This is a genomic window from Serratia sp. Ae19-1, from assembly GCF_059801225.1.
On record NZ_JBCHWD010000011.1, the window covers coordinates 68,993 to 88,940 of the forward strand.

The 19,948-nt window shown below is 50.8% G+C and carries 20 protein-coding genes; all 20 read right to left on the reverse strand.

The features are described 5' to 3' along the window. Positions 1-58: 58 nt before the first annotated feature. Entirely contained in the window at positions 59-1,264 is a 1,206-nt protein-coding gene (locus tag AAIE04_RS23600; RefSeq protein WP_498577768.1) for a conjugal transfer protein TraF, read from the reverse strand. Between the two features lie 105 nt (positions 1,265-1,369). After that, positions 1,370-2,206, reverse strand: a complete 837-nt coding sequence (locus tag AAIE04_RS23605; protein ID WP_137042063.1) for a ribbon-helix-helix domain-containing protein — start codon at positions 2,204-2,206, stop codon at positions 1,370-1,372. A gap of 146 nt (positions 2,207-2,352) precedes the next feature. Continuing rightward, positions 2,353-2,829, reverse strand: coding sequence for a hypothetical protein (locus AAIE04_RS23610; RefSeq protein ID WP_498577769.1), 477 nt, complete (start codon positions 2,827-2,829; stop codon positions 2,353-2,355). Between the two features lie 19 nt (positions 2,830-2,848). After that, positions 2,849-4,009 carry a site-specific integrase gene (locus AAIE04_RS23615; protein ID WP_194514698.1) on the reverse strand — a complete coding sequence of 387 codons (1,161 nt, stop codon included), beginning with the start codon at positions 4,007-4,009 and terminating at the stop codon, positions 2,849-2,851. Positions 4,010-4,586: 577 nt separating this feature from the next. Further along, entirely contained in the window at positions 4,587-5,924 is a 1,338-nt protein-coding gene (gene pilV / locus AAIE04_RS23620) for a shufflon system plasmid conjugative transfer pilus tip adhesin PilV (RefSeq protein ID WP_022649980.1), read from the reverse strand. After that, a complete protein-coding gene (locus tag AAIE04_RS23625; RefSeq protein WP_498577770.1) occupies positions 5,921-6,595 on the reverse strand; it encodes a prepilin peptidase in 675 nt (224 codons plus the stop codon). Before AAIE04_RS23625 ends, pilV begins: the two co-directional genes overlap by 4 nt. Next, positions 6,580-7,062: a lytic transglycosylase domain-containing protein gene (locus AAIE04_RS23630; RefSeq protein ID WP_045261878.1), complete on the reverse strand. Its 483-nt coding sequence runs from the start codon at positions 7,060-7,062 to the stop codon at positions 6,580-6,582. The genes AAIE04_RS23625 and AAIE04_RS23630 overlap by 16 nt, the downstream gene beginning before the upstream one ends. Positions 7,063-7,146: 84 nt before the next feature. Continuing rightward, positions 7,147-7,761, reverse strand: a complete 615-nt coding sequence (locus AAIE04_RS23635; protein ID WP_049222123.1) for a type 4 pilus major pilin — start codon at positions 7,759-7,761, stop codon at positions 7,147-7,149. A 13-nt stretch (positions 7,762-7,774) separates the two neighbouring features. After that, a complete protein-coding gene (locus AAIE04_RS23640; RefSeq protein WP_498577778.1) occupies positions 7,775-8,869 on the reverse strand; it encodes a type II secretion system F family protein in 1,095 nt (364 codons plus the stop codon). Next, the gene (locus tag AAIE04_RS23645; protein ID WP_498577771.1) at positions 8,862-10,421 is read right to left on the reverse strand and encodes a GspE/PulE family protein; all 1,560 of its coding nucleotides are present in this window, start codon (positions 10,419-10,421) and stop codon (positions 8,862-8,864) included. The genes AAIE04_RS23640 and AAIE04_RS23645 overlap by 8 nt, the downstream gene beginning before the upstream one ends. Positions 10,422-10,423: 2 nt before the next feature. Next, a complete protein-coding gene (gene pilP, locus AAIE04_RS23650; protein WP_498577772.1) occupies positions 10,424-10,939 on the reverse strand; it encodes a type IV pilus biogenesis protein PilP in 516 nt (171 codons plus the stop codon). Beyond that, the gene (gene pilO2 / locus AAIE04_RS23655) at positions 10,923-12,227 is read right to left on the reverse strand and encodes a type 4b pilus protein PilO2 (protein WP_498577773.1); all 1,305 of its coding nucleotides are present in this window, start codon (positions 12,225-12,227) and stop codon (positions 10,923-10,925) included. Before pilO2 ends, pilP begins: the two co-directional genes overlap by 17 nt. 1 nt (position 12,228) lies before the next feature. Next, positions 12,229-13,905 (reverse strand): PilN family type IVB pilus formation outer membrane protein, encoded by a 1,677-nt coding sequence (gene pilN, locus AAIE04_RS23660; RefSeq protein WP_059291124.1) that lies wholly within the window; start codon positions 13,903-13,905, stop codon positions 12,229-12,231. Between the two features lie 14 nt (positions 13,906-13,919). Further along, complete coding sequence (pilM, locus tag AAIE04_RS23665; RefSeq protein ID WP_032650419.1) at positions 13,920-14,357, reverse strand: type IV pilus biogenesis protein PilM; 438 nt, start codon at positions 14,355-14,357, stop codon at positions 13,920-13,922. Then, positions 14,357-15,454, reverse strand: a complete 1,098-nt coding sequence (locus AAIE04_RS23670; protein WP_498577774.1) for a toxin co-regulated pilus biosynthesis Q family protein — start codon at positions 15,452-15,454, stop codon at positions 14,357-14,359. Before AAIE04_RS23670 ends, pilM begins: the two co-directional genes overlap by 1 nt. A 15-nt stretch (positions 15,455-15,469) precedes the next feature. Beyond that, positions 15,470-15,976 carry a hypothetical protein gene (locus AAIE04_RS23675; RefSeq protein ID WP_498577775.1) on the reverse strand — a complete coding sequence of 169 codons (507 nt, stop codon included), beginning with the start codon at positions 15,974-15,976 and terminating at the stop codon, positions 15,470-15,472. A gap of 112 nt (positions 15,977-16,088) precedes the next feature. Further along, positions 16,089-16,760 (reverse strand): hypothetical protein, encoded by a 672-nt coding sequence (locus tag AAIE04_RS23680; RefSeq protein ID WP_045347674.1) that lies wholly within the window; start codon positions 16,758-16,760, stop codon positions 16,089-16,091. A 234-nt stretch (positions 16,761-16,994) separates the two neighbouring features. Then, positions 16,995-17,504, reverse strand: a complete 510-nt coding sequence (locus AAIE04_RS23685; protein ID WP_032623570.1) for a transcription termination/antitermination NusG family protein — start codon at positions 17,502-17,504, stop codon at positions 16,995-16,997. 285 nt (positions 17,505-17,789) lie between these two features. Further along, positions 17,790-18,050, reverse strand: a complete 261-nt coding sequence (locus AAIE04_RS23690; RefSeq protein WP_022650064.1) for a helix-turn-helix transcriptional regulator — start codon at positions 18,048-18,050, stop codon at positions 17,790-17,792. A gap of 452 nt (positions 18,051-18,502) precedes the next feature. Continuing rightward, on the reverse strand, positions 18,503-19,189 hold the full coding sequence (locus AAIE04_RS23695; protein ID WP_498577779.1) for a helix-turn-helix transcriptional regulator: 687 nt from the start codon (positions 19,187-19,189) through the stop codon (positions 18,503-18,505). Between the last annotated feature and the right edge of the window lie 759 nt (positions 19,190-19,948).

Here is a 19,948-nt window from a genome sequence, read left to right on the forward strand (position 1 = left end):
AGGGGATAACACACAAAGAAACGGCAGAGGAAGCCCATTGCGGGCTTCCCCTAAACTATCAGAACGTGAACTGCAACTGTGCGACCGCACCGTAGGTACGATCGGTTCCTGCAATACCGGTCAGGTCCAGATGTACTACGTCGAAAGGAGAGAAGCCCAGACCCGCAGTGAAAGCGTTGCCCTCGCTGGAGACCATGTTCTGACGATAACCCGCGCGTACCTGCATCCAGTTCCAGGCATTCAGTTCGGCACCCACACTGGCGAACTGGCGTTTGTCATCCCGCTCAAAGCGGCTTGCTTCGGTCAGATCCACATCGAGAGCGGTGGTCAGGATACTGTTACTCCATGCCACGCCTGCAGTGGCCTGTGGTTTTACTTTGAATGTTTCTTTCTCACCATTCACTGCTTTAGTGTCAACGGTGCGGGCGATGATGTTCTGTACCCCGAGACCCAGCATCCAGTTGTCGCCGAGGTTTGTTGCCAGACCGATGTCGGCGTTAAATCCGGTTTTAGTATTGCGGTAGTCATCCGAATTCAGGTCATTTTTGTCGAAGTCGTTTACCTTTGCGCTGTAGTTGAAAAGATCGATGCGTTGATACTTGGGCGTGATCCCCAGTGACCAGCTATGTCCCGCTGTTTCAAATTCGTGCGCCATAGCCACACCGACATCGGTGATAACGGCAGCCCGACCATAAGCGCGGGACGTTAGTGCATCCTTGTCTACCGTATCTGACGGGATGGCGCCGCTGGCGATATTATCGAGATACTGTAGATCGTGATCACTGACCTTGCCGTTTACGGAAACGGTGCCCCAGGACTTCACGACAACCGCAAATGGAAGCACTTTATTAGGAGTGGTAGCAATGACAGATGCCCCGACCTGTCCGTTTGCTTTTACGTCCTTCAGGTCTTCCAGCTTGTTGCGTAATGCGGCTGCACTTTCGCTGACACCGCTCTGGCGGTCAACTGCATTGTCAAAATTGTTCCACAGATCCTTTACGTCATCGGTATTATCGATGGCATTATCTGGGTCTGCTACCTGGACACCTACGGACGGCAGCACCAGGCTGAAGTCATCGTTCGCGCCAAATTTCGTCAGGAGTGCCGGGTTGGATAAGGCAGCTGTACCGTAATGTGCGGAAGCTACGCCAGTCCCGCCCATCGCATCGCTGCGGGCTTCCATATAAGAGGTTGCAGCTCCCGCATGAAATGCCATCATGACGGCGGAAGATATCAGTGTTTTTGCAATGTGAGTCTTTTTCATAAGTAAATTTCCTGTAGTCCTGTCTGGATTTAGGGCAAAAGAAGGTCCTGATGCGGCAGCATCAAAATTTTCTTTTTCTTTTTTAATTCAGATTTTCAGCGTGGTTTAAAGCTGTCTGAATATAAGTACGGGTAACGTTGTTCCGTGTTCAAGTGCTGTTGCCAGCCCTGCACCTAAGGTGACGGGACGGATAGTACCTGTTGCTGCGTGTTCCCTGAGGAGTCGCTCTTTCCAGCATTCCTGCTCTGTATTCAGGGTGCGCGTAATAATGGATAGCACCGGAAAATATGTCAGCTGAGATGAAGATATTTTCTTCTTAATTAATATGCCGTTTCGTTCCTGATCTTTATCCTCAGTTGTATTTTCAGTCTTCCAGAAAATAATGCTGTCATTATTATTTTCGGCTGAAGGAATAATTACCTCCCGGAAAGTTTCTTCCGTTTGTGGCCATTGATGACTCGCGCTGCCTGTGTCGACAGGGGGAACGTTGCTTCCAAGCAACCAGCCAGGAGAAACGAAAAACCAGTCAGCGAGCGCCTGGAGAAGCGGGGTGGACAGATAGTCCATTGTACGTTCCCTGTCCTGTAGCACACTAACCCGAACATTCCATGACGACAGCAGTTCTGCGATGTCTGTCGGGCTAAGCTCGTGTGACTGCATCAGTAGCTCAAAGCGGTCTATAACGCTGATTGCAGTATTACTGAATGGCAGGAAGATATCGCGAAAAGAGCCTTCAATTACCATATTCAGCAACTCTGACTGAGAAATTCCAATTTTGCCTGACAGCTCATCAATCAGTTGACGGGTACCAGGTCGCAACCGAAGTGATGTGGTCTGCATGGGCTTCTTATCATTGCGCTGAAGCAGTTCTGCAATCCTGTTCCGATCAAGGTCGGGGAGCGCCAGAAGCGAGGTGAAAATTGCTGTAAGACTGTTTGCCACATGGTCCCCTTAAGTGAAATTAGACTTTGTTTCTCAGCGGGTTAGAGAATAATTAATCGTGACGCGTATGTATAACGAGTTAATTCGATCGTGTAGATCGACTGCGTTTGCGTGTTCGTTTTAATTACGTTTGTGTATTTGCTTTTTTACCGCGCTTTCCGGCGCGGCCGAATGAGTACAAGCACGCCGGTTTCAGGTACGGTTATCCAGCGCCATTCCTGTAAAAATGTTTGCAGCCGTATCCCGTTTCTGATGGCTGGAGGTATCGTGACTGTGGTGCAGCGCCAGCGGTGCGTTTCCCCCATTTTTGACATCAGGATAGTCATGCTTTTCAGGTGTGCCGGTCGCATCAGATGGGATGTGAAGTACACCGGCGTGCTGTCTCTTTGTAGCGCCAGCTGCAACGTGGCCAGAAAGCTCCGGTGAAAGCGTGCCGCACGCCGGAGATTAAGATGGCCAACCCGGTCAAATGTCGACAGATGCAGGGTTGTGTAATGCTTCTTACGATGTCGAACCAAGGCCGTTCGGAACCCTTTCCAGGGCGTCACGGCACTGACGATTGTCATTATCGGGCAATACAGCAGTAGCGTTAGTGGTACTGCTGAAAGGAGAATCAAAAACACAGCCCCTCCAGAAGAAAAGTTATACCAGGGCCGACAGTGCCTGGTCGGGGTTAAGCGGACATATCATGATGTGATTATTTGTCCTGACAGGAAGCTCCCCCGGCGCGGGGACTCGTTCGCCGCGCTGGGCTGCAAGAGCCAGTGTCCGCAGTAGCAGTTCGCTGGCGCGGGCCAATGCAAGTTCGCGAGTCGGCGCTGATACCGTCAGATTTTCGAAATCGCATAGCATTACCTTGATGTCACCTGACTCTTCGCTGTCCTGCTCAACCTGGGCAGGATAGGGCACGAAGTAGGGGGCGATCTTTTGAGTCTGGCGCCGTCGCGCGTCCAGCTTGCTGACCAGCTGGTAAGCTCTCAGATGGGTGTAGCGTTTTAGCATATTCATCGAGCGATGGCCTGATATAGCTGCGACCTCCATAACGTTCAGCGTACCGAGTTCGAAGAAACGGCTGATGGCCTCGTGCCGTAGATCATGAAAATGCAGATTCTCGATAGAGAGTTCCTTGAGGGCATTCCGCCAGGCGCTTTTGAAACCGGATGACGTATAGGAAAACAACTTACCTTTTAGCTGGGCCGGCATCATCTGAAGCAGGTTACGAGCCTTACGTGAGAGAGGAACATCTCGTGATGAGCCATTCTTGGTATCGGGCAGATGTGCTACGCCGTGCTGCAGGTCGATGTATTCCCATTGCAGGTTAAGGATTTCACCCTGCCGCATGGCTGTCTCAAGCGCGAGATGAAAAATTATATACAGCATTAAGTTTCGTTCCCGGAAATAACGGGACAGTCTGCGCTCTTCACTGGATGTCAGGCGGCGATCACGACCTTTGGATACTTTAGGTTTACGTACCAGTTCGACTGGGTTGCTTCGACAGGTTCCCCATTCCACGCGAGCGATCCCGAATAGAGATGATAAAAGCGCCAGTTCAAGCCTTACTGTATTGCCAGTGATAGGGTTCCCAGTCCTTGGGTTGAACTGCATCAGCCTTTCATCACGGTAGGCTGCAATATCAACTGTGGTGATCTCATCCATGTTCCGGTTAGCCAGTGGGTGACGCTTAATGACGTTGACCCGGTAAAATTCCTGAAGATGTCCCTTTTTGTGAACTGATACCGACTCGTAATACTTATCGAGGCCCCGACTGAGAGACATTTTTCTAATACGCACAACAGAAGACATCATTACTCCCAAAAGGCGAAGAAAATAAAGCCTTGTGCGAAAAATGCAATAACACTGTCAATCCGATGTGTGGATTTCCGGCTCCATTTATAACGGTAGTTACTCTTCGCTAGGGGCATTTGTTTCCACTTACACATCGGTTAACGATACTGGCCGCCCGATGACGGTTTACGCTTCCGGCGGCGTTTCCACTATAGATAGAGGAATTAAAGACGGTGACAATTGCCGTAATACATGGGATCTTAAAGGTATGGTTGACGGACGTATCATTACATCGGCTGGTACCGCTAACTCAGATTGGAGTAAATCCGGAACTATAAACTTCATTATCCCAGCGGGATCGACGTTTAGTGTAACGTCAAACCCCTTACCCTCTTACGGATGCTCACCTGGGAGTTTCAATCTCGTCACCTACCACTGATCAAAAGGCTGCTTAACTGCCGTTATTTATCGCTAAATCCCACTAACATTCAGAGTTGTGGAGTTTGACTGTTGGTAAGCTAAGACGACAGAGTACAGGTAAATAATCTGCAACATGTTACACAACCAGCACATTTCTCATATCAGACTGGCAAGGTTATTGGAAACGAAAGACAGTGAACGATCCGTAGTCACAGCCGTAAGACATCATTCCATTTGAGACAATAGAGAATGAAGACCCATCCGGGACTTCAAAGTTCACTGTCCCTGATTTTTGCCACTGAGAGTTGCCATTTAAATCTCTTGCAACGTACAGCCCCCCAACTTCAGCGACGAGCGAGTATGTATTAACGCAGTTATCAGCATCTCCATAGTTGATTTTTTTGCTAGGTGGATTGCCGCCTGTTACGTACAGGCGATATTGCTTTCCTGTATTATTCGTACCGGAGTAAGAACCTTTAAACGTCCCGAGAACAGTGTAATTACCCTCGGTTATGCCTGTACCCTTCCACACACCGGATTGACAGGAAAGTACGCCACCACTGGCATCACGGCTTATCAGCCCATTCGGATAACAGGCTATACCTGCAACGTTTACCTGACCCAGTTGCAAAACACCGCCAGCTGAAAGGTTGCCTGTTGCTTTAACTGTGGCACCAGAGACCTCGTTTGTTGCCGTAATATTGCGTCCGGCGCTGATGTCACTGTCAGCACGGACTGTAGCTCCTTTTACCTGTGCTCCCGCTGTAATATTCTGGGAAAAAATACCGTTTAAACCACTCACATTTCCGCTGAATGTTCCTGTCTTACCATTAATGGTACCGACGCTGTTCAGATTATTTCCCCCCATGTCTATTGCTGTATGCATTTTATTCAGGTCGGGGCGGCCATTAACCTGAAAACGGTACAACCTGTCGTTATCCTCCTGTGCACCAGATAACTCATCTGTTGAGAGGAGCACGACGATATGTCCATTTCCGGAAGTAGCTCCGTAGCTACTCAGCGGGATTTTCCAAGTCCGCAAGGCACCGGTGGCAGTTTTACCGTCATCGATGTATCCTCCGAATCCGGTTTTGATGTCCCTCGATATCAGCCTCAATGCTTTGGCCGGATATACACTTCCACCGCTTGATACCACCATTCCCTGCAACAATTCCGTGTTTTGCCCGTTTCTGACCAGGTACGTGTTCATACGCTGACCCTGGCTGTTTGTTTCGGTAAAACCGGACGGCAGAAAACCGGTATTTTTAAGCATGGCTGTGGTGATCACTGTCGGCGCGGTAGTGCTGGTTGCACTTAACAGCGTGGCATAGTTTCGCCCGACGTAGCCACGCGCAGCTGCTGCGTAGGTACTGATATGGGCTGCTTCAACCTGCCAGTTTTTCTCCTGTTGCCAGTCCTTGTATTTAGTGAGTCCAAAGACGGCCATTGCCATCACAACAAGGAGCGACAGAGCGACATCAAGATTTGCCCAGCCACGATCATGCTTTTTCATAGAATCGATATCCATACAGGTTGATACAGAAGAGTGAGCTGGAAAATACTCCCGCTAAGACAAAGCCAGGGTCCCAGCGGTCCCTCTTTTTTCCCCGATACATTCCAGGTTAGCAGCCAGAGAACAAAGGCTGCTGCTCCAAACAGAGTAACCAGTGCAGCATCTTTCCCACCCATCCAGGCAGTCAGGCCAGTTATCAGCCATAAATCCCCCTGACCCAGACGCTGAGTGCCCCGGTTTACCAGGACACTCAGTAGTGCCATCAGACTGACTGTTGCTGCGATCTCCGCCAGTTGTGTAGATATACTTTCAACTGAAACGTCTGATGCTGCTCCCCAGAGCAATCCCCCAAGTAACAGCCGTACTGTGAAGGTTCGTGGCAGATATCCACTGACTGCGTCTGTGCTCCCGGCCTGAAGAAGGAAGGCCATCATCACTATGGCAGCTGCCCGATCAGCAACAGGAACCGGTGCAAGGGCAGCGATCATACTGAAAGTAGCGAAGAGCCAAATCCCTGCCATCAAGGTTGTTTTCTGTTCCTTAACGTTTATCGGGTGCTCCTCCAGAAATTCGAGCACGCGGCACATCAGGACTCTGCCAATGAGTGCGAACCCCAGTAGTAACGGCAGACTCCATGCTGTCGTCAGACTCGTAACTATGATGGTTCGCATATTCGCTTTCCTTTCACCTGTCGACAGACTCGAAGACCTTTCAGCTCCAGATAGAACCCCCAGATACGGTTGGCATATTGCTCACGGGTTTCGTGCCGATCCTTACGGAATCCAGCGTTGTAAGACCCGAGGCAATTCCAGGTCACACCACATACCTGAAAGTGGCTGGCCAGGATCCACGCCCCTATCTGAATGTTCAGACAGGGGCGCTTCAGCAGGTCTTCTGCCCCCTGGATGACACCCATCCGGACGAGCTTAGGAACATGGGTTGAGTTAATCTGCATCAACCCATAGTCCGTGCTGACCGGATTACCCTTTTTATCCCGGTTGGTGTTTGTGACCCATGGACGGAACGAAGACTCCCCTTTGGCCACTGCCTTAAGCAGCAGTGGCTCGATCTGGTATCGGGCACCGGCATTGTTAAAGCAGGCATCAAAAGTCGCAGGCGGGGAGTTCGTGCTGGCCATCAATGGGCCGGAGGAAAAGGACAGAATGAGCAGCGTCATTACCAGGCGGCAGGAGAGAATACGTTCTCTCCGCATGTTGTCTCCTTAGCTGTTCATCGTGAAGATCAGCTTGTTGGTACCTGTGCTGCCATTGTCAGCTGTGCATTGCGCGCTGGCTTCTTCAGTTGTCACGACCCCATCACTGTGCGCCGTGGAGTTGACGGTGATCGCATCAGCAATTTTGGCGCGACTGAGTGCTGTGACGAGCGAGACGCAGGCACCCTGAGGAACCATTTCGTAGGTCAAAGAGAATCCATTTGAGAACCCGGAGACTGTGACAGGTGACAGTGTCACGGCTCCCCCCCATCCATTATAAAGCGTTGCGGTGCCGGAAGAGGGGGTACCACGTACAGTCATACTTTTAGGCTGTAGTTTCATCTGGATAAGCGAGCCCATCATTTTGGCACCGGAAGTGAATGTGTATCCATCTCCTCCTTTCATCATGTTTTGGGTGCTTGTGATGAGCGACTGAATGTTCGACGACTCCTTACCTACGTTGACGTTATTTTTGAGGGCGAAGTATCCCGCAAGCACGAATCCGATGACGGCCAGCACGATTAGAGCAAGACTGCCCTGCTCCAGGTAGCCCCAGCCGCGGGGGTGCGTAACCGTCTTGGTTGGTTTGTATGGCTGAGAAGTTGGTTCAGAATTAAATTGCATGGTTTTTCCTCATTTAAAAAGAGCCCGACGAGTTGCTAAGGGCATTGATATCCATAACGACAAAGACCAGAAGCAGAAGCATCATGATCATTGACAGGAACATGAATCCGCGGACAACGACAGCACGTTTTGCTACGCGCTCCAGGGTTTGCTCAAGCCAGCGCTGACCGTAGTTGATGATGATTTCATCGTCTCCATCACCCTGGAGAAGGGAGAGGAAGTTGGCCGCTTCCTGCGACGGGAAATCGTAACCGCAGTCCTTCAGGGCCAGTCCGAAATGTTTACCTTCACGTACGTGTTCGGTAATTGCGTCGATTCGGACTGCAAGCCAGGGGGATGCAGTTTCCTGCAGGATCTCCAGCGCGTCTTTGGTTCTTACGCCGGACTGTAGTAGTGCTCCAATGTTCAACAGGAAGGTCGCGCCCTGAATATCCTTATAAACCGACCATGGCATCAGCCCGTCGAATACACGACGAAGCCTGTCAGGGCGATGCCAGCGCGGGAGGGACCATACCGTCCAGATAATTAACGCGGTGGCCACGACGCCGGTTATCACTCCATACTCACTGAAAAACACTGAGATCCCGTAAAGAAACCCTAGTGCCCCGGTCCAGCTCTCTGGCGGGCTGATTTCTGTAAGCGTGGCAAGTAGCTCGGTATTCAGTACATAGATGGAACTGGACAACATGATGGCAAAGCCAATCGGATAGATGGCCATCTGCCATACAGCTGCACGAATACGCTTACCAGCGTGTGTCAGGGCACAGGCGTATCTTAGTGAGCGTGGAAGTGACTCACTGCGTATGCCGGCGCTTATAACGGAAGCTTCTGCGGCAGGTAGCCATCGGGTGAGTGTACGCTCAAGCGTTTTTTCCCCGCTGTTTTCCCTTAACGCATCAATGCAGTCGTCCGTCAGCTCAACGTAGGGATGCCACTTCTGTCCGAAGTTCGTCCAGGCATTGCGCATTTTCTCCAGAGAAGGCTTTAGTTTCTGTCGGTTTTCAATCAGAAACCGCAGCGCTTCATAGAACTGAACTCGGTACTGTCCGCTGAACGTCTTACGAACCAGGGTATAGCGGAGTCGTTTCAGGAAATGCATTTCACGCATCATCCACCTCCAGACGTTCATCTTCATCGAGTGGAATGATCCGGTTGGCCATCAGCGGGTCGACCAGTCCGTCGTTGATTTTATGAAGGACGTGCCGGACACGGCTGATCCCCTGCATGTTGTTTATCCAGAACTGGCGAGCTGCGACCTTGCCGTCAGTTTTCAGCAGTTTAAAAAGACGGTTATTGGTCTCGATAACCTCGGCAATGACGGTACGTCCCCTGATACCCTGACCGACTTTGCCACGCACCTGGCCGTTGATCTCCACCACCTGTGTGCATGCTTCACACCCGGCCGGGTTATGGAAATAGAGCCTGTCGGTCGAGCAGACGCCTTCAATATTGCAGTATTTCTCCAGCCAGTCCTTTTCCTCGTCACTTAAGGTGTTGACCTTATCCTGCCAGGATATACGACATTCCGGACATAGTGTGGGTACCAGACGCTGACTGATTAGTCCGATTAAAAGTTGGGCATCACACAACAGATTTTCGTTAACACCGAGCGTAACCATACGCTCCGGGATGCCGAGTGCTGAGTTTGTGTGCAGGGTTGTCATCACTAGGTGTCCGGTCTGGGCGGCATAAATGGTGGCCAGCATCGAGACAAGATCACGCATTTCACCCTCCATAATGGCGTCCGGATCCAGTCGCAGAGCTGACGAGATAGCTTTTCCCCAGGCGATACGTACTGCTTCCTCATCTGATTTGTCGCAGATGATTGGCGTCTGAACAGCTCCCACGACTTGCCCCTCAAGTGGGTCTTCGATGGTTAGAAGGTGTTGCCCGGGGTTGGTATCCAGATATTCACGGCAGGCGGTACGGAGCGTGGTGGATTTACCGGAACCAGTTGGCCCCGAGAGGATGATCTTCCCTTCAGGTCGGTCAATCATGCGTTTAAGCAGCTTGATTTGTTCGGGTAGATAACCCAGTTGCAGGAAGTCAGGTACGTTGTTACCGTCATCCGGAATAAGTCGCATAACCGCAATCAGCCCATCGCCAGTTGGGCGGTGACTGTAGCGGGCACCAAAAAGACCTATTTTCCGCATCATGGCCGGGGAGAGTCGTGCATCCTGTTCACGGTGTGGGTAGAAGCTGGTTTCTGATACATCCGACATCGAGAGAATACAGGTGGCACAGAGGGATATACCTTCCTCCCGCCGACGTTCATCCACCACATGCAAATAGCCGTGGACACGCATTTTGACCTGGAAGAGTGAATCTGAAATCAGAAAGTGAATATCTGAGGAACCGAGCTTTTTGGCCACTGAAAAATAGTTCAGGATCCTTTGCTCACTTTGGCTGCTGTCTCCATCCAGGTCTGCCAGAGTTAATCCTGTCTTATCGCTGGCCTGCGGTTGAGCTTCCTGCTTTTTCCGCGCCTCTCGTAAGTCTGAGAGAGTGACAAACCGATGTTTGATCCCTGGATGTTTGTTCATTAAGTCCATCAGCGCGGCCTGTACACCTGGGTCGACTCGCTGGTTGGTATCAATGAGGATTTCTTTCCTGTCACCGTCATCAAACAGCAGAAGAGATTCTGCAGTAATAGCGCTCATGGTTAGTCCCCAAAGGCAAGCAGTGTGCCATCGCTGAGTGTGACGCCAGCTAAGGTAATGCTTTTGACTGTGCTCTCCATCCCTGGAATACGGCTTCCGGGTGATACAACCAATGACAGTCCTGATTGCAGTTGCAGTGTGGCGCGGAGGTTTTTATCGCGGCCGTTAATCTCCAGCACGACAGGGCGATTACTCACAGTAACCGGACGTGCAGGCTGGCCAGGCAGTGAAGTATCGCCGAAGGAGGCACCGGGAAGGGCGGTGGCAGTAGTACCGACGCTGGATTGATTTTCCTCAAGCTGACGCTGCAGTTGCGCGCCCTGAACTTCTGCCTGAAGAATGACGTTTCGGATATGCAGCTGTTCAAGCTGTCCCTTCGTCACACCGGGTATCACGTTCCCTACTGGCGGTGATACCTGCTGGTTCGTGGACTGGGAGGCCTGAACGGGTAAAGGCCCGAATATTGGCAGCAGGAGCCAGAGTGTCGCCTGCCGAAAAAACTTACTTTGCTGACGCATAAATTTTACCTTCAGTGGTATAGCTGAACGCACTTCCGTTCAGCTCGAATGTTAAACGGGTAAGTCGGATACCAGTTTCATCCAGACCGTCGAATAAGATGATGGCGGGGAGGGGCGCGGAAAAACTAAAAGCGTATTCCTGCCAGTCCTGCACAGGAGGCGGTTCTCCGTTCGACCCCGGCAGGACTGGAGGCATGGCTACATCGGTGATGTTGAGTGTGATTTGCTGACGCTGGAACCAGGAGAGGATGCGGATGAGCTGCAATGAACTGTCAGGCACTGCTTCATCTCTGAGTGGTCTGTCCGGGGGCGGTAATGAAATTCGGGCTTCCCGTCCCCCCTCCTTAAGGTTGAATACTGGCGTGACACCGAAGACCTCCTGACTGCGAGCGAGAAATCCCTCGACTGTGCCACCGGGCATAATCTGGTACAAAAGGGTTATCCCTTCAGGAGTGCAGGTCCCGGATGCCAGTTTCCAGCTTCCCAGAACATGTAGCGCCGGATCGGTCTTTCTCTGACAATCGTCGATCAGAGCCTGGGTTGTTACCTCGCGTGCCCAAGGATGAGGCAAAACCTTAGGTTTTGCCTGACTGGCGAACATTGCGCGCGCCCTGGCCTGTATTTCTTCAGCGGTGAGTACCGGTTCCTCCGGTGGTGTGGCCGTCTGCCACCAGGCAATGGCGCCTGTGCTGAGCAGTAGTATCGCGCAAGCCAGTAACCAGCGTTGTCTCCGGAGCCCATCTACATACACACGGCATTGCTGTCGCCTGCGTGCAGATAGTCCGGCAAAGAGGCTGTTAGCATCAAGGGGGTTTTCCACTGATGCCAGACAGTCCCAGCCTTCTGGGGGCGGTTCGTTCATGCTCAGGAACAGTGTCAGCAGCCCCTGCATTTTGTCCGCACTCCCTGTTTTATCGGCAGTGACGGCAGGCACACCATTAATACTGGCCAGAAACACGAAGTCGGTACTACTCAGCCGATAAATACCGTATCCATTTCGTGTGCTGGCACAGAACGCGAGTGCCAGCGAAAAGAGCTGGTGACGGCGATAACGGACGGGCAATCTGCCACTCCCTGCGACTGATTGCCCTTTTTCCCGTGTATTGAATTGACCGGTTGAGGTGTGGACGCCAACGCCGTCTGTTCTTCCGGAACGTGATTTTATTAGTTGAAATGACGGCAGCCGAAATTTCTGTCTTTCCGTTGGCGCCCAGTCCATCCCCGCCAGCCAGTAACGACTGCGGGATTTTCCATCCCGGATTGTAAACAGGTAATCCTCATCCTTCATTTCAGCCTCCGGAACTTTGCGGGAATGTCGGTGTGATCACGATGACCAGGGTGGTCCGTTCGTTTTTACCTGACTGACTTCCGCCCAGGAGCGGGTTCCCTGGCGTAAAGGTGCCGGATTTATTGACGGAGGTATTGTTCTGATCAAAACCAGTGAGGATCAGCGATTGCCCGGCCCGGAGATTTGCCTTCTGGCTCAGAGAGCGCAGTTTGGTATATGGCATCTCGATGTAAGAGTTCCCGTCTTTTGACGTGAAGTTACGGATGGTCGGTGGATCTGACAGGTTGAAGTTTACCTGTAGCTGAACGTTACCTGTTTCCTGAATCAACGGTAACAGGGTCATGTTGAAACCGGTGGTGATCATCCCAGGAGTCAGCGTTGTAGTGGCGCCGACATCGGTGGTTGTCGTTGTAGCCGACTGCGCTACATAGACCGTCTGATCTGCCATCTGAATAGGCACGGGCGTTAGGTTAGTCACGGTACTGGACTGAGAAGTGACGACGCTGACATCGCCCTGTTCTGACAATGCTTTCAGCAGAAGGCTGGAGCCAGCAAACTTCGCGGCATTACCAGTAGCGGTATCAAGAATGGACGCGCCGGCAGAAATACCACCAGTGAGATCCCCTGTCGCGTTGTTAAGCGTGGCGCCAGCAGAGTGCAGTGATTTGTACACCAGGTTCCAGTCAATCCGGAAATCTTCGTTTCGTGAGTTACCGACGCTCAGGACTTCAACATTCAGGGCTACCTGCCTGTTCATGATGAGATTTTGCTCGTTCACATAACGGGCCACAGCGGCTTGTACTGACGGCGTGTCTGTCACAATCAGTGATGAGCTGGAGGAGGACAGCCAGTAGCGACCTTTGTTCGGGGTCAGCATCGACTCCACAGCTTTTCGCAGATCAGCATACAAATCGTATTCCTGCCCCGTGGTTGTGCTTTGGGAGGTTGTGGATTCGCCGGAGGCGGAGTTATCTGTACCACTGGTGGCTCCCATACTGCTGGTCGTCCCTGAGCTGACGCTCGACGTGCTGGACGTTTTAGTGTTCAGCATGGCCAGCGAATAGGTCCGGGTTTCCATCAGATAGAACACGATAGTTCCATTATCCATTCGCCAGTAGAGACCGCTACGGCTGGCCATCAGATCCAGAAGTCCGCCCAGGTCTCCCTGCCACATCAGTCCGGTAAGGTTGAGGGGCTGGCTGGTTCCTCCAGTCGGCAAAGAATTTACACCCCCCAGACTGGCCAGTGGCGTCCGACCGCTGTCATCAGGTGGTGGTAGTGTGCCACTCATCTGGCGTGTGACGCCGGTACTGACGCTGCTCTGGCTGATATCAAGGGCGTCAGGAGTAAAAATAACGGGGGTTCCACACAGCGCGGTGATGCGTTGTGCCAGTTCCTGTAGCGTAATTGTATTTTTTGCCTGGGTGATATTACATGACGGAGCCTGGTGGTTCCGTTCACGAACGGCGACCGGGATAGGACTCGGATTAATCCACTGACGCTCCGTCCAGGTCAGTGGTTGTTGATGTTGTGTTCGCGGGAGCTGTGCCTGTGCGCGGGCTACCGTGGCGTCAGATTGTGCCTTAGTCTGCATTTTGTTGATTTCAGAGAAGGTACAGCCTGCGAGCATGGCAAAGCAGGACGCCATTAGCAGGCGCCGCAAAAGGGTTTTCTTCATGGGGGAAATCCGGATTAGTTGAGGTAAACCACAGCGCCTTCAGGAACGCCCTGTGGAGCCGTGAGCCCGGTGGCCAGACCCGAAAGCCAGATTAACTGGCCGCTTCTCATGGTGCCGATGAGTGCCGAACCGCGACTCTGTGCCCGTAAGGCATCAACGAGTCCAGCTTGTTCCGGCATCCAGACCCACAATCTACTCTGAAGTAACCGGTACTGGATCCGAGCGTCGGGAGTAAAGGGAAGACCCAGCTGGTCAACTGGAACTGTGCCGTTCGTTTGGCCAGTTTTGTAACGCCAGTCGTTAACGCGGTTGGCGATGGTCAGGATCTGGGTGGCATAAAGCTGGCCGCTCTGCGTCTGTATTGCAGTCCGGCTGGTCTGATTTTGTTGCGAATCTATATCACCGACAATCAGGAAAAATATCATGCTGATTGCCAGTATGACCCAGCCCATCACCGACCTGCCGGAGTGTCTGTGACAGATACCACGCACTGCATGCGGGAAGCTTCAGCATAAAGCGGTTTCTGTGCTGAACGGTAAAGATCGAACATCTGACCGAGCATGGTTTCAAATGAGCCGCGGAAGGTCAGTGGTGCGTCAAGCCGATAATCCGTCACGGATACTGGCCAGATAACCGTCCAGTGCGATGATGCGCCTGATTCACAGCGGGTATCCTGCGCCCATTTCATCAACATTTCCCGAAGAGTCGTTCCCGATGGCGCCAGCCAGGTTTTGCCCTGAACCACAGGTGCGACTGGTTCCCCGGTGGCTGGTTGTGCTTTAACTACCGCTGTTGGTGCCTTCACCGGTTTTGTTGTTACAGAGGATGTGCTGGTTTTAACCGCTGCCGTCGGTATGGGTTGGGTCACCTCCGGTCCGCTGAACGGATTTCTCGGCGCGCCAGACGCCTGTGGCGGAGCAGGGAGGTTTCCAGTGGACAGTGCAGGGACGGGCATCTGAGCGGTTTGCCCCTTTCGTTGCAATGTGACGGCATGACGATCCCAGTCCAGCTGACCCTGGATGGATTGCTCTGTCAGCAGACGGTTGAGCACCCTGGTCCACTGGTCATTGGTGTCGACCGAGACGATACGGGTATTCAGTACAGGTCGCAGGCCATTCTCATAGTTCAGCGTCCAGCCAGTCGGAATGATGCGCCTGACCCACTGTTCGAAAGTGAGGTTACGCACCGGTGATAATGACAGAACGGCAACGGGACCTGGTGTGCCGGTAAATGTGAGTGCCGGCAGCGCTGGATTCATGATGGGGCTCACTGAGCTGACTTGTTTTGCGGAGGAGGCCATCATTGTTGGTTGCGGCAGCGGGGAGGTCTGCGATGTTACCGCTAAAGATGTCGGCTGGCGTACGGGAACGGGAGTGGCCGCCGGAGGCGCAATTCGCCGCTGTGTCTGTGTAATGATATCGGCACTATCGCTGATCTGGCCGTCGACAAACACGAGCGCAGGTGTGTCAGGAGCAATGTTACGGTTATTAAATCCCGCGCAGCTGCTTAACAGCGACGGTATTAACAGGGGCAGGGCAAGTTTTTTCATGATGGTCCCCGGGGGTTATTCGGTGGGGTGAACGGTAATACGTGGAAAAGCACAGTTCGCGTCAAAACCGGTACCGCTGATCAGAACATCGTCTCCGCGCGCTATCAGAATTTTTTGCTGCTGAGTTATGTAATTTTGCGAGGGCAGGTCTATCCCTTCCTCGGCTGAGCCAGCAGGGAGTTTTGATAATTCGGGATGGCAGGCGTGTCGTACCGCCAGTGAAACGAGTTGTTTGTCATCCCCTGCATCGCTGACGACAGCCCTGACCGTGGTCCCATAAGAGAGAGTGCGGTATTCCTTACTGATGATTTTCCCATCTTCAGTAGTGACCGAATTTACATAGCGGACATTGTCTGAGTTGTCGAAAGTAACAGGTTGGCTGAGCGGCGCATCCATCCTGAGAGAAACCACTTTTTGTACAGAGGCTGATTTGCCGTGAGTTATGTCAATACGCTGATCGGGCTGTGAGGACGAGCAGGCGCTCAGAATAAGCGGCAATACGGTAAGGGTAATACGTTTCATGTTTTTACTCAGGAGTTAGTTGTTAGTGAAATACAGATATGAAAGAGAGCTGGATGTGACGAGTCGGGACGCCCAATATATGCGTTTTCATGATTAAGCCTCGGCAAAAAGATTAATGAAGGTCAGGGCGCCATACATCCCCGTAGCGGACACCTTCACGGGCACCCCATGCTGACTCCGGCAGTGTGTGATGTCCGATATAGAGTGTGCGAAGAGTGGCTTTGGGTAGTGAGATATCGCGGCCACGGACAACAGAGAAACGATCGAGATAGAAAGACTTTTCTACCTCATCATCTTCATTTTTTTTTAGGAGGAGTTGAAGCGTGACGGGGGAAGTCATTGAGCCTGTCGCGGTAAATGCTTCTTCCATACGGGTGAACTGTAGGATGTGGTTCTTACGATTTCGCTGGCGTTCCATGATTTCAGTTACAACCTGCTCAGGCCAGGGGCAAAGGCAGTGCTTCCAGCCAAGGCCGAGAAGTGAATTAAGGACTGCCCGAAAACGAAACAGATCACAGTTCCCGGTTGAAACAGCGTTGGTCCAGAGCGCAGTCAGGACGTCATCAATGGGACGATTTCGTTCGGTTTCGAGCAACTGCCGGATAGTCATAAACTCGCTACCCATCCCTTTGAATGTTGGTATTCTTCGTGCTCCGCTTAGCCATTCTGTGATGAATCTACGTTTGCCACGCTCTGAGGTTATGTGATGGTTTTCGACTGCCGTACGTAAGGCTACGAGAATGCACCACAAGAGATGGCTGACCTGTTCCTGGGTGGATTGCATGGTTTGTCTCTCTCTGGTTCCGGTTTCTGGCAATGACGTCTGTACCTTCATTCCGCCAGAATGAAAGAAGCCTGAAAGCAGGCTGGCTACAGGAACAGAGGGTGTTCATTGGGCAGGGCCAGCCCAGACGTCATTGCCGGAAAACGGTGAAAAAAAGCCCCCGTGAACGGGGGAAACTAAAGGGATGGTGTAAAACTGGTTTGAACCAGCTTAAGAGGCTCGGTTAAGTACATTTTAAAATCCCCACGCATCAGCATGGGTGATCATATCGAACAGCATTGCAGTCCGGGATATGGGATGATCCGTTTTATCTAACTGCGTAAGGCGTTTGTATTGGCTTTTTGTCAGCCAGATATCTGATGCCGCTTCGAGTTCAGCTCTTGCAGCAGGGTGATGAGTCGGGTCGGGGTATTTCTTCATTAATGCTTCGACTACCCTTGTATTCACAGGGGCAATTTTACTGCCGAATTTCACAAAGTCGCAGAATGCAGAGTGCGCCCGAATCATATCTATTTTCTGTGATTCGAAATCTGCCTTAAGGAAGAAATATCCTGGGAAAACGGCCGAGATCCTTTTTCTGAAAACATGCGGGGCATCCGCACGCCGTATTTGCGTTAAGGATAAAGGTGTCCATGGAGTTATTCTCCTGTCGTGTAGCCAGTCGAATAAGTTCTCGCGGTTTTTGCCCCCGGTAATATAGAGAGCAAGATACCATTGTTGGTTACATACAGTCTCAATATTCATTTTTGAACGCTTCGCGCAGAATTGATCCATGAAAGGATAATTCAAGTTCAATGGGGTCGAACATACTCAACCATGAAGGCGAAACAGTCTTACTAACAAACACTTAAGTTTGCATGCTGTAGTTCTAGCGCCTTCATGGCTCAGGATGCTCTTGTAGGTTAGTCCCTTAAGTAAAATTGGCGGCAATACTTAAGGAACTGTGCGTATTTTTGTTTCTCTGTATAATGAAGTAAAGTGTAAATAGGCTGAATCCTAAAAATGCACCCTCAAGGGTGCATTTTTTGATTAATTTGTGATCATCAATGAAATCATGAAAAAATATGAGCGTGACAATATAACTGCACGCATTGCATCGTTACTTTTTAAGTTCAGAGCTTTAGTACTTCGCTTCAGATGCGAGCGGACTGTCTCAACAGAAATATTGCAAATGTCAGCGATTGTCTCATATGCATTACCGTGAGCATACAGAGTAACGATTTCTAACTGTTTTCTGGAAAGCTCAGGAAATACGCTATGCAGGGCGTTAATAGTGTTTTCATTAATCATCGTTAAGTCCCCTAGCAAATCTATACGTAGTAAATTTACGCGCAATATGCATCCCCTTTAATGGGGAGAAACCCCATGGACCTTGTCGCGACATGTGGTATGGGCGAAGGATTTCTGATGAGGGTGAGCTTTAGCAGCTAGGCCTATAAAGGCATGTTCATTTGCTAAGGGGGATATAGAAATTTTTGATAGGTTCTTGCACATCATAGATGAAGCTCCCGTGTAGATACTATGTCGGCTACCAAGGAGTTCTCACGCTCTGGTGGCAGCCCAGGCAGGGGTGAGAAACCGGCCTACACGGTACCGGCCAACCTTACGGTTGCCCTACCTGAACCGCCATTACGAAGATGTGCTGGTTCAGTACACAAAAAAACACGCTTGTGCGTGTCTATGTGCACGTGTAGATACGGGTTCTCACGCCCGATCACAGGATTTACTGTGATCTTTGAAGACTACTGTCTGCTTAGTGATGAGTCAACTAGATACGCATCAGGAGCAGCTCTGAATAGTCGAAACCGAGGCTTTAAAAAACGAGGGGGAACATATGCATCCCAGTTATTCTTTTTGCAAAAGTCTAATAGTTCGGCTCCAGACGAGGTCCCGGTTTTCAGCAGGCATCGGCTGATTCTGTGTTCTACCGCTTTAAGAGAGGTTCCTAATATTCGAGACATCATTTTCCTGCTGTATTTTAGAGAGATTAAGAAGATGGCCTCCCATTCAGCATTTGTGAATATCTCAGACGGTACCCTGTATACCAACGATTTGGGAACGTCTCCCGATAGCAAGCTGTCTGGCCCAAAAATATCAACAGGCCTAACTTGAAGCATCGTTCCTGAGCAGATCCCGTCATCGTCGTAATAGGGTCTAGATTCGAAGCATAGGGCATGTATGGAGTTGCTCTCACCTATTGGATGCGTAACGATTGAAGAAAACTTATCTTCATGTTCCATAACGAGTTCCTCCTGCTTATGTATTCGTTGTGAGAGGTAAGCTAAGGAGGTAGGGAGCTGGTCCAACGTTTTTCCTACAATCGGATAATCGTTGGGGAGTTTTAATAATCGAAGAAAAGCTTGGTTTACCGCTACATACTGCAGATTGCCGTTCTTGATTGTCATCGGTTCTCTGCTGTTGGATATCAGGTTTAAAACCTGGGGAGCGAGTTGGAATTTTTTTTTGAAGAAACGAGTTTAGACATCATCCACTAAGAGCCGTATGTATTTGAAATTTAGAGATATATTCTGTGTGTTGATGTACTATATCATGTAAGGCGACACTTAACTGGATTTGATCTGCGATCATAATATTAGTTAATGATGCTTTTAAGTGTCTGATTGTATGCTACGATACAATAATTCGTAGGTGCTATCTGTAAATCAGGAGGAGTTATGGCACATCCGATACATTGCACGAAAGTCGCTGGTATCACGGAGTTCAAAAGGGATCCGTTAGGGACTGTCGAGTCAGCAGAGGGTGATGCTATTGCTATTCTGAACCGTAGCGCGCCGGCATTTTATCTTGTACCACTTGAGCTGTTCGAAAGCTTAAAACGAGACGCAGAAGCGCATCGCTCCAGAGGTGATGTTTGATCCTGCTGCCGGATAGATCCTAAAAATTGATCCTGCATTGTTGTGGTGATAAAGTCGGAGAACTTATTGTTCTAAATGAATTTATTAGGTTGTCACGCCGAAGAAGGTGGCAGGTTCTGGGTGGTTAGTTAGCAAAGCCCAGAAAAGCAAAAACCCCGATAATCTTAGATACTTGGCGGCATCGCGAGATTAACGGGGTCCTTAACAAATCATGCAGAAGTTGTTGCTTCTGTATGGGAGTATAACCCGTGCGCGAAAAAAGACAAGAGATTCCGTACTTACTCCTTCTGTGCAACATAAGCGCAGGAAGTG